General features: G+C 63.2%; 9 protein-coding genes and 1 pseudogene. All 10 read right to left on the reverse strand.

From position 1 onward, the window contains the following. Positions 1-11: 11 nt before the first annotated feature. Complete coding sequence (locus ACVT6V_RS25130; protein ID WP_489896798.1) at positions 12-671, reverse strand: helix-turn-helix domain-containing protein; 660 nt, start codon at positions 669-671, stop codon at positions 12-14. Between the two features lie 192 nt (positions 672-863). Next, positions 864-2,464 (reverse strand): annotated as a pseudogene (gene cas4g/cas1g / locus ACVT6V_RS25135) (CRISPR-associated endonuclease Cas4g/Cas1g). Between the two features lie 151 nt (positions 2,465-2,615). Further along, on the reverse strand, positions 2,616-4,091 hold the full coding sequence (gene csb2, locus ACVT6V_RS25140) for a type I-G CRISPR-associated protein Csb2 (protein ID WP_489896799.1): 1,476 nt from the start codon (positions 4,089-4,091) through the stop codon (positions 2,616-2,618). A gap of 3 nt (positions 4,092-4,094) precedes the next feature. Continuing rightward, the gene (cas7g, locus tag ACVT6V_RS25145) at positions 4,095-5,027 is read right to left on the reverse strand and encodes a type I-G CRISPR-associated RAMP protein Csb1/Cas7g (RefSeq protein WP_489896800.1); all 933 of its coding nucleotides are present in this window, start codon (positions 5,025-5,027) and stop codon (positions 4,095-4,097) included. Then, entirely contained in the window at positions 5,011-7,260 is a 2,250-nt protein-coding gene (gene cas8g1, locus ACVT6V_RS25150) for a type I-G CRISPR-associated protein Cas8g1/Csx17 (protein ID WP_489896801.1), read from the reverse strand. The genes cas7g and cas8g1 overlap by 17 nt, the downstream gene beginning before the upstream one ends. Further along, positions 7,257-9,644, reverse strand: coding sequence for a type I-G CRISPR-associated helicase/endonuclease Cas3g (gene cas3g, locus ACVT6V_RS25155; RefSeq protein WP_489896802.1), 2,388 nt, complete (start codon positions 9,642-9,644; stop codon positions 7,257-7,259). Before cas3g ends, cas8g1 begins: the two co-directional genes overlap by 4 nt. Positions 9,645-10,304: 660 nt before the next feature. Next, positions 10,305-10,490, reverse strand: coding sequence for a type Z 30S ribosomal protein S14 (locus tag ACVT6V_RS25160; RefSeq protein WP_006338055.1), 186 nt, complete (start codon positions 10,488-10,490; stop codon positions 10,305-10,307). Between the two features lies 1 nt (position 10,491). After that, complete coding sequence (gene rplE / locus ACVT6V_RS25165) at positions 10,492-11,073, reverse strand: 50S ribosomal protein L5 (protein ID WP_489896803.1); 582 nt, start codon at positions 11,071-11,073, stop codon at positions 10,492-10,494. A gap of 1 nt (position 11,074) precedes the next feature. Further along, on the reverse strand, positions 11,075-11,392 hold the full coding sequence (gene rplX, locus ACVT6V_RS25170) for a 50S ribosomal protein L24 (protein ID WP_489896804.1): 318 nt from the start codon (positions 11,390-11,392) through the stop codon (positions 11,075-11,077). Between the two features lies 1 nt (position 11,393). Next, a complete protein-coding gene (gene rplN, locus ACVT6V_RS25175) occupies positions 11,394-11,762 on the reverse strand; it encodes a 50S ribosomal protein L14 (RefSeq protein ID WP_004019493.1) in 369 nt (122 codons plus the stop codon). Between the last annotated feature and the right edge of the window lie 597 nt (positions 11,763-12,359).

Consider the following 12,359-nt stretch of genomic DNA (forward strand, 5'->3'; position numbering starts at 1 on the left):
TGAACCCTGTGTCAGGCAGTCGCATCCGAGGATCGCCGACCGTCACCCACACGGGGAGAGGCAACTGGTGTTGGGTCGGCGACCCCGTAGCCGGCCGGCCACCCGGGTGCCAGAAGCCGACTACCCGAGAGCGCCACCAACACACCCGCCGCCGTCACCGCACCGACAATGTCGGCACCGAATCGGCTGCCCACCGCCGACCGTGCCGCATCGATCGCCGCGAGTGCGTCACCGCACCGACTGCCGGTCGCCTTCGGAATGTTCACGTCGACACCCGCGGCGACCGCAATGCTGAGGAAGTGATCGCGCACCGCATCCGCCCGTGAGGCCAACACCCGAATCCAGCCGCGCACCGTCGTCGCCGGAACGCCCAAAGCGGCACCGATCGACCGGTGCCCCGACCCTGCCGCCGCCAACTGCAACGCCGCATAGATCCACTCCGCGAGATAGGCCCGGCGCAGCAGCAACACCACCGGAAGTAGCACGTGCGTCGCCGAACACCCCCGACAGCGCGAACGTCGTGGCCGAATCGGATCCGGTGCCCCGACAACGCGTCGAACCCGTGCGTGGCCCCACCCGCCGAGCACTCCCGACGGGCACGACGGGCACGCAAGATCGCCCGAGAGTAGACGGGACTCGACGCGTGCAGGATCGACCTCTACGGTGACCATCAGTGCCCTTTCGCACTACGCACGGCACCCCCGAACAATCTTGCCGGAGAGGGCGGGGGTGCCGGGCAACCATCAGTTCCTCGTCACCCTGACGACGCCGACGACCACCGTCAATTCCAACGCGCCGGCAATCAACAGATCCGCACCCTCAAAGACTCCACCCCACCCGGTGGTCGCCACCCCCAGAGACGGTCAACAGGTGGGCAGTTCGCCAAGGATCACGCCAGCAAGAATTCTCGCCTGCACGTCGAGGACCCTGCGATACGACACCTTGTACTTGAACACCGGATGGGTGACCTGCACATCGAGTCGACGCTCGTATGCTCGTATCACCTTTCGTCGCCCCTGCATGGTCAACCAGCATCCGCCACTGCGACGTTCGAAGTCTCCAGAGGTCACCTCGCCGTTGTTGAGCATCCCGATGACGGCCGAATCAGCCAGCAAGGGCCGAAACTCCTCCATGAGGTCGAGAGCAAGCGCTGGACGTCCGTAACGAGGACGGTGGTAGACGCCGAGATAGGGGTCAAGACCAACCCCGATACACACTGCAACAAGGTCCTTGACCAGCAAGGAGTACACGTACCCGAGTAGCGCGTTGACCGGGTCCGGTGCAGGGCGACGCTTTCTGCCGTTCGCGTCAAACTCCGCGGCCAGTTGCGCGTGCGAACCGCGGAGCAAACCACTGAAGTTCTCAAAGTAGATCCGGGCTGCTGCTCCCTCGACCCCCAACAGCTCGGATGGTGAGGCTGCGCCGAGCGCAGAGTCAGCCATTCCAGCGAGTGCATCGACCGCCCGCTCGGCGTCACCACGGGAGTTGCGTCGCAGCATCGTCCTGGCGTTCTTGATCTTGCCCGCGACGATCGATCGTGAGACATTTAACGCGAGGTCGGGCTTCAACCGGGCTTGCGCAGTCCGCAACTGGACGTACTTCGACATCTCGCCCTGCGCCCAACCGCGCAACCAGCCGTTATAGCTAAACCACAGCACCGGAATCCCGCGCCCCCCAACTCGGCCAGGGCCTGAGTGCTCACCTGGACGTTGCCGAACACGCACAAATGACTTACGTCAATCAGGCGAACCTCTGCAGGTTCAGTTCCCCTCTGCACAATGCGAATTCGACCGCCCTTCAGTCCGACGCTCGCACCGGCCGTAGTGACATACACTGGGCGACTGTCCGGATCGCGCGGAACGATTCGGCGCGGCTGCGCCTCATCTCGACGCAGGAGCGCGTTGGTCTCGTCGGGCAGGCACAACCCCAGCAGCGAGCACCGGGGACACCGCTTGCTTCCGATCAGCGGAAGTGGCGCCACTTCCCGTGCGGCAACATCACGCGCTTCGTTTGCAAGCTCCACCGCCGCAGCAACTTCGGTGTTACCGATCGGGACGGTCACACGCTTGTGCACTTCGGCGTAGTAGAGCACTCCATGATCCACCTCGTACCCTGCGTCCCGAAGGAGCGCTGCTTGCGCGTACACCTGCACGACGTCGGCAGTCCATGGCAAACCGTTAACCGTCGGCTTCCCCTTCTTGATATCGACAGGAACTACGGTTCCATCTCCCCCGTCCTCGACCCGGTCGAGGACCGCCACCAGGCCAAGCGTGTGGGATTCGATCCGAAGCGACGTCACGCGTGGTGTTACGTCCTCGGCCTCGGGCCCCGGTAGAGATCCGGTGCGCTTGTCAACAGCGCGGTGGGCAAAGTGTCCTTGCTCGGTGTCGTGGCTGTCAGCCCACCTGCGGTCGACCCACTCGAAGGAGAACAGGCGAGGACAGTACACATACTCGTTGAGCATTCGAGCGGGCAACAAACTCCGGCAGATCCGTGGTCATGATGGGCTCCGATGAAAGGGAAGTGTTCGGGAACCCCGGCCATCGTTGGTCGGTGCCAGGAAACCTTCGCACCGACCTCCGACAACTTACGCATCGTGTCGTTCGATCAGACGATCACTCCGCCACCGGAATGAACAATCCTGCACCGAAGTGGCTGAGTTGCCCGAGTAGTAACGGCCCTGTTACCGGCGCCGACAACCTAATCTTGAGCGAGAAGCCTCGACGGCTACTCTCGCGGCGCTCGTGCAGCCGTCTACGACGGAAGTGTACGAGGTCGGATGCCGAGGACCGCGAATCGTCCACCGCTACATCCACAACCTCGACACCAGCCGTGGCATCGCGATAACCGAGTTCCTTGTTCAAGTCGATCTCGAGCCAATCCTCGATCGACCGTCGTTTACGATGCCGTACCGGAAAATACGGTGTCGCGGAGATCCAGGTGACCGACCCCCCTTCACCCGCCATGACCTCGCCTCCAATGTCCGAGACACCACCTAGGCCGGCGACCAACACGCGTTGCGTCGGGAACGAGTTCTCAGAGATCGTGTCCGATGTCCACAGCCGATCGATCCGGCAGATCCGGCTCAACGCCTCCGACGACATCCCGCGTGGCGTCCACAACACGAGCGCCCGAATCGGCTCGCTCCCGCCGAAACGTCTTCCACGAACGTCGTCGGGAATCGGCAGCACATGTAGGTGATCGTGGCCTTGCCGGCGCGGGTCACCGCCGTCCTTACCGATGATCGCAGCGACCTCGGGATCACCGTCCAACGGCCGCAATGCCTTACGCACGGCGGAGTGTGCGACGTCCGTTGGCATCAGGAAGTCGCGCATTCGGACAGTTGCCGCGCCATGGAGCTCGAGCCGGATCGCGCTGGTCAGGTCACGCGACGACAAGTCTCCTCGCGGTCCCGATCGCCGAACCGCTCTGCGTTGCTCACGGTCCCGCCCGTACCCCAAGAGGCGCGTGGCAGGGGGGTAGACCGACCGAAGCTTGGTCCGTACCTTTGTTGGCGTCGCCTCGAGTGCGGCGCGTGTCGGTGAGCCGTCTGCCCCGAGCAACTCGACGATCTCGACGTCCTCTCCGACGGCACCGATCCGCCACCAAGTCGAGTCCGGCTGCGCAACCCGCACTGCGACCATTGCCTCGCAGACCGATTCACTTCTGCCCAGATAGGGAAGATTCTCGACGAGGACCATCAGCAGCTTGAGATCCTCTGCCGCCAGATCGACATCCCAGTGGATCCGCAGATCGGGTACCGAATCGCGATGTTCAATCGACACATAGCTGTCAATCACCAGGTCCCTGCCACCACGATTATCCGTCCGGTGCTTGACGTCGGGCATGTAGTGCCGCGTGGAACCCACTGTGACAGAGGCTGTCTCGAATGCGGAAGGATTGCCGAGCCGGCGAAGTAGCTCGACGGTCTCATCCACGTCGACGAATCGTGCGTGCGCAACTGCGACAAGTGCCCTCATAAGCCGCCACGGAGATGGTGGCCACTCCACATAGCCCGAGTTTGCGCCGGCGTCCCACGGGGTGGCGTGATACCGACCGAGCGGGAAGGTGATCTCTACCGTTGTCCCCATGTGCTATTTGCCCTTTGATCCAGTCCAGGTCAGCTCGGTAACTGGAGTGAGATCAGCGGCCGCGATCGCGTTGGTCAGACGCTCTTGTGACGCTTCGACGTCGGGAACTTCGCCCGCTCCCTCTACACCGGTGACCTGGAAATCACACGCTGTGCGTAACCGCAGACCGCCGTCAAGGAGCATCGCCACCTCCCAATCAGCGAGTGCCAAGAGAAGTTCCGTTGCGGTCTCCGGAAGTCCATAGGAGCTGATCTGCTGTTCGTCGATCACCACGAACAGCGTGATCTTGTCCGCTGTGTACTCGGTGCGATGATGCGGCACCATGCCGTAACCGTTCTCCGAGGTACGGCCCGACGGCTTGTCAACATTGTTGTTGACGCTGTCCTTCTTCACCCCACCGCTGACCGCTGAGCCAACTCCGTCCGCCTCGATGAACGCCGATACCGCCCGGCTGATCTTGGGTTGCCACGGCCACGACCCCTGAGCAAAGAAAACACCGTGAAGCAGGCTCAACGGGTCGAGTGCGTAAATCTCCGCGTAGACCTTCCTCAGGTTGAGCGGCTTGTTGTTCACCAAGCCGAATCGATCCGCGAGCACCTTACGGAACTCGGAGCTGCCGTCCGACGCATCGAGCACATAGGCCGACGCTAGCCGATGTGCTTCCAAACGACTGCTGGTGAGGAATCCTGCATCTGCATCGACGATGCGGACGTAAGGGATTCCTGCGACGGCCGAGACCGGCTGCTGCGCCGCCTCATCCCAGGTTGTTCCCTCCAGGTGGTTGGCCAGCGATTGCACCGACTCGACCAGCAGCCGTGTGACTCTGCCCGGCCCGTCGTAGATTGCGGCACCCAGGTCGGGGAAGCCTGTCGGCTGGAATCGACTCCCGGCGATAGGTTCGAGGACGTACTTTCGGATGTCACGCTTGCTGGCCATTGGGGATCTCACTTTCCGTTTCCTGGTCGTCGGGCTGGTCGGGCTGCGATCCTGTGTCGTAAATGGTCTTGGGCGAGAATGCGAAGCGTTCTGCCAGATCGCAGTGACGAGACCACGGCAGGAGTGCGGCCGCGACGGCCTGCGGATCTGGTCGAGCCGATACGGCACTCACCGCCACGAGACCTGTCTCGCGGAAACGTTGCTTCGCCAGCAATAGCGCGCGATCGACATTGCCTGCGATGAGCGCGCCCACGATCTCCGGGGTCAGACCCTTGGCCGGCTCGTCGGACTGCTCCTCCCGGCCGTCGGCCTTTCGTGCCGGTGGGGTGATTCCAACGCGCAAGAGACCGAGAAGTGCCAGTGCGGGTTCCGGCACAAGCGGCGCCCTCACCGGTGCGCCGAGATCGATCCGCTTGTCACTCCAGTCGAAGACAAGCAGTGCATCAAACCACGCCGCGACGGCGTCGTTATCCATCGCACCGGTGGCGAAAAGGTGCAAGTATGGCAGCGGAACAGCGATGCTCCTCGGCATCGTGAGGCCGGACATGGAATGTCCTGTCGCACTGTCCCTCTCGGGCGGTATGCCTGCCTCGATCGCGACCCGGGCCAAGACATCGGTCATTACGGCAGCGAGCGGCCGGATTCCGTAGCCTGCAACGCGACCTCCGTCTGTCCAGACCGGTCCACCCTGGCCGGCCGCAATAGGGAGAAGGAGATCGCGAAGCCCAACCCACCGCCCATCTCGCCATCTCAGCCTGATCGATGCCATCCCGAGTGCGACACGGAATTCAGGATTGTGGGCAAGATCGCCGAGGACTTTGGCATCGCGGAGAACCTCAAGCATCATTCTCCCGGATTCGCGCCGGACCGCTCGTGGCCGAACGGATTCCGTTACCGACCGGCTCCGACCGACCACGGCCTCGAGCCGCGTCAGCGATCGAAGGAGCGTTCGGAGCTGCCTCACCTGCTCCCCACTCGAGCGCGACCGTGCGAGCTCCACACGCGCCGATTCGAACCTCCGCACTTCCTCGGCCACGGTTCCGGGTAGCCCGCCGCGCCCACTGAGCCGCTGCGGCCAGTCTTCGACCGCGGCCACCACCCGTAGTATATGGCTGTCTGCCACACCAACAGAATCCACGCCAATTGCGGAGAACGCCAAACCATTTCGTTTAACTATGCTGAAACGATCGAACTTTGAGACCACATCTGAGACGCCACGCGTGCCGACCGCCAGGTACATGTCGCCGGACCGGGTGGCCGTCTTTCCACGCCACGTCGCGCGGCCTTCGACAAAGATGCGTTTGATCGCCGGCCAGCGAAGCCAATGGTCCCACCAAGGCAGCCATACTTCGCCACGAATATCCTCGTCATCGCTGCCGGAATCAAAACCTGCCCTCGAACCACGGGTCATGAAGGTCATCGCCGCGCGAGGATCCACCGTCGATTGCGCCGAGATACGACGTGCCGCTGCCGCTTCGAACAGCGTCGAGCCCTCGATCATGAGGACGAACAGCCACGGGTTCACCATTCCGGGCGCTGCCCCGAAGGCGGACGAGTTGGGGGTCCCGGCGGTTCCCGGATCGAACTGCCCCACTGACGCCTTGACCAGCTTTTCCCGCGACGTCCCGGCAAGTGCGTCCTCCGCCCAGGCCAGGCTGATGCGTTCGCGTTCCGCATCGGCCGGCAACACGTCGAGCAGTCGCTGGTGGTAGTTGCTCGAGAACTCTAGGCGGCCATCGTTCCCGCCCGAGCCGAGTAACGGAGGGAATGCCAGATCGTCGCTGCCGAGCACCACCACCGCGGAACGAAGCCACGGCAGCATTTCGTCGGGACAGTTGTTTGCGACTTCCCGGATCAGCGCCTGCTTGTCCCAGCTCTCCGCGTGGCCTCTCTCGAGCAGCCGATCGACAACGCCCACTGCCTCACGCAGGACCGCGACTCGGTCACGGTCCGGGAAGTCCAGCAATGCGTCGAGGCTGGCACGCTGGTTCTTGTCCTTCTCACCGAAACCGGAGCCGCCATTCCATGGACTCAGAACCGGCCGCGGCCGGTAATCGTTGACCAACCATCGGGCGATGTCATCGACCGCTGTCTCGATGACGAGGTCATCATTCTCGACCCGGCACCGCAGACCGGGGTCTCGCTGCTCAGCGATGATCCGTACCAAACCCAATGAAGCCAGCGACCGCTGCAGATTCCGGCCTCGCGCAGCGACAAACCGATGCTCGATCACACCTCTTCCCGCCTTTCGGGGGACGCACTCGCGTTCCAGTCGGCGATGCGCACCAGCGCCTCGAAATACGCCAGACAAAACGGGCCGTACCTGGCAAGGAGCTGATCGACCATGTCGGCCCACACTTCGACAGACTCCGAGAATGCCCGGTACGGTTCCAAGTCGATTGTCGCCTTACACGCCCCGGCTTCCAGCACAGCCGGCACCTGCACCTCCCCGGACGCAAGCCCCAGAAGGTGTGCCCCGCCCCGAGAGGCATCACGGATCTGCACACGAACCTTCCCGTGATGTGCTGCGATCAGATACCGCACAAGATCGCGGTCGTGTGCTGGTTCCAGCAGATCCGCGTACGCCGAGTCGAGCAGCGCGACACTCGCGAGTTCGTGCCGGAACGACGTCACACCGTCGTAGTCGAGTCGGCCACGTCCGGGCGACTTCGCCCACACCCGGCCGGGCGGGGCACCTTCCACACTCTTCCGTATCGCGTTCTGCCACACGGGGTGAGCTTTTCCGATGTCATGCAATCGTGCAGCCAGGACGATGTCCGAACGAATCGCGGGATCGATCGGAAGGTCGGCTACAATCGTCGCTGCTGCTGCAGCAGCATCAACGAGGTGTTGGTCGAGCTCAAGCCAGCCTCCGAAACCGACGGCACCACTGTCCGAGGTGTTTCCGTCGCTGCTGGGTTCCTCCCCGCCCTGCGGACCGTCCTCCGTCGCTTCTTCGGTCGGCGCAAGCGCCATGGACGACTTGGGGTCCAATCCATAGTCGGTGGTGTAGCCACCCGCCTCCGTATCGAGGACGAATACCTGACCTGGACGGATGGGCATTCCGGACCTCAGTTCGGACCACCGGGCACCACCCCAGCTGGGCTGTGCAACATCGAAGAACCATAATGCTTTACCAGCAGCGAGAAGACCTTTCACGTCGCTGATCCGTGCGCGGCAGCGGTGATCGTGCTCCGGCAAACGCAGGTCGGAGTACGGACGCCCATCTTCGTCGAAGTCCACCCACGCGACCTCGACGTCGAGTTCATCGGTGTCCCGGATATACGGCGAGATGTCCGGATCGTTCCCCGAGAGGTCCGGCGCGGTATCGAAGAGTGCGTGAAAGTCCGTGCGCCGCAGAGTCTGAACAACCGCAGCGGTCGTTTTGACGTCGCGCGCGAGTTCGAGCAGTTGAGCGTTGGTGACAGCCTGTCCTTCGAGCTCGCGGAGCGCGTGGGCGGTCGCTGCCACATCGTCTGCCTCGTAAGGACTCTTCTTCCCGGAAGTGAACCACCAGAGCTCGCCATCCTCGATGGTTCCTGCACGATTGCAGCGACCCGAGCGCTGAATGAGTGACGGCCACGGTGGCGCCTCGGTGACCAGAGTCCGAGCGTCAATGTCGACACCTGCCTCCACGATTTGTGTTGAAACCACGACGACATCGTCGAGTCTTTGCAGCTCATCGAACTTCACGTCACGATCCGATGGGCGGAACCGCGAGTGCAGCAGGACAACCGGCGTTTCTCCGAGAAGCGGCTGATTGCCTTTCAAACGTTTGCGCACCTCGATCGCTGTTTCGACGGTATTGACGATCACAAGCGTGAGCCCTGGACGGTGGTGCGCAGCAACCGCTTGGGCGATTTCCTTGGGGTTTGCCTGCGTGATCGAAAGCTCACGGACCACGCGCCGGGCATCGAGGCGTTGATGTACCTCGGGTGTCAGATCGTCATCGGTCAGCCGGACCACACGGGCGTCGGCGGTATACGGGTTGTCGACGGTATCAAGGAGGTCAATGTCGATGGTTGCGCTCATACAGGTGAGGCCCACGTTCACGGCTCCGGATTCACGTTGGAATGCGGCGATCTGTCGAGCCGTCACCGTCGACGCGGGCGCGAGCTGGGTTTCGTCAACAACCAGATGAGTGTCGTTGAGAAGCAGCCCGGCGTCGATCGGATAGACGCCGCGACTCGATCCATAGCCGCGCATCAGCATTCGGCTCCCGATCATGTCGACCGTCCCCACGATGATCTTGAGCTTGTGGGGCGAATGGCGCCAAGCATGGCCGCCGCGGCCAATCCCTCCGACGAGCGGTACCACGTCGACTTCCGTATCGAGGCCAAGCGCGTGTACCCACTGCGGGATGACGGTCAAGGCCTGCCGGGTCAACGTTCGCATCGGAAGTGCGATCGCCAGACGTCGCGGCGCCGTGTGGGCAGCTCCCGAACGATGACGCCATAGCCACCCGAGCACGACGGCCGCTGTCTTGCCGAGACCAGGCGGCACATCGATCACATCGGGCAACGTGTCACCTTCGGTGGCAACACGAACTTGGTAGGGGTAGGGCTTGCGCCCTGTTGCCATGCGAAAGAACTCGCCAAACGACTCGAATCGCGACATTCGCAAACTCCTCCGATAGGCGGGGCCAGGGGACGGCCGATGTGTCGGGGGCCCTTGGTACTACTGAGAATGCGTCACGGATTCGAAGTCCTCAAGGTCTTGCTCTGCAACTCTCACAAAAATGATCTGTTTGGATGAATGGATCGCGGCGCCGAATAGCTGCTCAGCAGCGCTCACACCTCAATGGAACCCGGGACGCGGGTCCCGAGAGGCACAGCAACAGCGGCGTTCGGGATGAACGCCGCAGGCGATCCATCACCTACTGTGCCAGATTGCGCCCACCTGAGTGTGACCTACTGGGACACAATCACGTAGCGTGGCGAGCTCTCGCTTCCGGGTCGCCGAGGCGGGTTCGTCGACCTCACGACCTGGCCCGAGCCTCACAAGCAGCCGTACAACGAAGAGGACGAGCAGATCGCGGCCGCGACATGGGTCAGGCTATTGCCGACCATCTGCGTGGCGGTCCCGGCCGGCGGTCTCCTCACCCACCCGATGATCCGAGCCGATGATGGCTTGGTCGCATTGGGGGTGCTCGCTCCCTCGTTTGAAATCCGCTTCGATCGAGCCCGCGGATACGAAACGAGGGAGCGAGCACGGGAAAGGCCCCGCTTTCCACCGGGAAAGCGGGGCCTTTCGGCGTCAGTACGTCGCGAAGTCAGCTCACCAGCTGGACTTCTGCACGCCCGGGAGCTCGCCGGCGTGTGCCATCTCGCGCAGGCACACACGGCACAGGCCGAACTTGCGGAACACCGAGTGCGGGCGACCGCACTTGTTGCACCGGGTGTAGCCCCGCACGGCGAACTTGGGCTTCTTGTTGGCCTTGTTGACCAGAGCCTTCTTTGCCATGTCAGTTGTCCTTCACGGAGTTGTCTTTGAACGGGAAGCCCAGGTGGCGCAGCAGCGCGCGGCCTTCCTCGTCGGTGGTGGCCGAGGTGACGACGGTGATGTCCATACCCCGCGGCCGGTCGATCTTGTCGATGTTGATCTCGTGGAACATCGACTGCTCGTTCAGACCGAAGGTGTAGTTGCCGTTGCCGTCGAACTGGCGGTCCGACAGTCCGCGGAAGTCGCGGATACGGGGAAGCGCGATGGACACGAGGCGGTCCAGGAACTCCCACATACGGTCGCCGCGCAACGTGGCGCGGGCACCGATCGGCATGCCCTCACGCAGCTTGAACTGCGCGATGGACTTGCGGGCGCGACGGATCTCCGGACGCTGACCGGTGATCAGTGCGAGGTCCTCGACCGCGCCGTTGATCAGCTTTGCGTCGCGGGCCGCGTCGCCCACACCCATGTTCACGACAACCTTGACGACGCCCGGGATCTGCATGACGTTGTCGTAGCTGAATTCTTTGTTGAGCTCGGCCTTGATCTCCTCGCGGTAGCGAGTCTTCAGGCGGGGCACAACTTTGGTCTCGGTGCTGGTCATGTCAGATGTCCTTCCCGTTTTTGCGGGAAATCCGGACCTTCTTGCCGGTCTCCTCGTCCACGCGGTAGCCCACGCGTGTCGGGTTTCCGTCGGAGTCCACGACCATCACGTTCGACACGTGGATCGAGGCTTCCTGGGTCACGATGCCGCCGGAGGCAGCCCCGCGCTCGTTCGCCGAGGCAGCGGTGTGCTTCTTGATTCGGTTCACGCCCTCGACCAGGACACGCTGCTCCTTCGGGAAGGCCTGGATGACCTTGCCCTTGGCGCCCTTGTCCTTGCCCGAGATGACGATCACGGTGTCACCCTTGTGCACCTTCATGTCAGATCACCTCCGGTGCCAGCGACACGATCTTCATGAACTTCTTCTCACGCAGCTCACGGCCGACCGGGCCGAAGATGCGGGTACCACGGGGGTCGCTCTCACCCTTGAGGATGACGGCGGCGTTCTCGTCGAAACGGATGTAGCTTCCGTCCGCACGACGGCGCTCCTTGGTGGTGCGCACGATGACCGCCTTGACGACCTCACCCTTTTTGACGTTGCCGCCCGGGATGGCGTCTTTGACAGTGGCGACGATCACGTCACCAATGCCGGCGTAGCGCCGCGAGGAACCGCCCAACACGCGGATGCAGAGGATTTCCTTCGCACCGGTGTTGTCGGCGACCCGCAGGCGAGATTCCTGCTGAATCACTCGTCAATCTCCTTGACCTGGATGTTGATGTCCGCCGGATTGCCGACCCGACGCACACGGTCTGTCGCCCACCGGACACGCGCCTGCCTGGGGTTTTGCGCTGACGCTGACGTCAGTGCGGCCATCCCAGTGGGTTCGCGAACCGAATTGCGGCACGTCAATGCCGCAGGCAACCCCACAAGTGTAGGGGAAACCGCAGGTCCGAACCAAATCCGTGCGGTACGCGGCGCTCGTCCAGGGTAGCGCCTCCGGGATTGTGGGTTCTGTCGGCGCGATTCCGGGTTCTGTCGGCGCGGTCGGGGGTTCCGTCGGCGCGGTCGGGGGTTCCGTCGGCGCGGTCGGGGGTTCCGTCGGCGCGATTCCGGGTTCTGTCGGCGCGGTCGGAGGTTCTGTCGGCGCGATTCCGGGTTCTGTCGGCGCGGTCGGAGGTTCTGTCGGCGCGATTCCGGGTTCTGTCGGCGCAGTCGCGGGTGCCGTGGGCGGAATGTCGGATTCGGTCCGTCAGGTTGGGATTTCACCCGAATTCGAGACCAATCTGCGCCCCCATCTCACGCGAAGCCCCCCATGACGGCAAACGCACGGCACACCGGCCGGGGC

The sequence above is a fragment of the Gordonia sp. LMA167 genome (genome assembly GCF_058130025.1).

Excerpts from the sequence above, each read along its gene's own strand:
- rplE (WP_489896803.1), bottom strand. The coding sequence starts at position 11,073 with ATGACCAGCACCGAGACCAAAGTTGTGCCCCGCCTGAAGACTCGCTAC.
- rplX (WP_489896804.1), bottom strand. The coding sequence starts at position 11,392 with ATGAAGGTGCACAAGGGTGACACCGTGATCGTCATCTCGGGCAAGGAC.
- cas7g (WP_489896800.1), bottom strand. The coding sequence starts at position 5,027 with ATGGCCAGCAAGCGTGACATCCGAAAGTACGTCCTCGAACCTATCGCC.
- ACVT6V_RS25130 (WP_489896798.1), bottom strand. The coding sequence starts at position 671 with ATGGTCACCGTAGAGGTCGATCCTGCACGCGTCGAGTCCCGTCTACTC.
- cas3g (WP_489896802.1), bottom strand. The coding sequence starts at position 9,644 with ATGTCGCGATTCGAGTCGTTTGGCGAGTTCTTTCGCATGGCAACAGGG.
- csb2 (WP_489896799.1), bottom strand. The coding sequence starts at position 4,091 with ATGGGGACAACGGTAGAGATCACCTTCCCGCTCGGTCGGTATCACGCC.
- ACVT6V_RS25160 (WP_006338055.1), bottom strand. The coding sequence starts at position 10,490 with ATGGCAAAGAAGGCTCTGGTCAACAAGGCCAACAAGAAGCCCAAGTTC.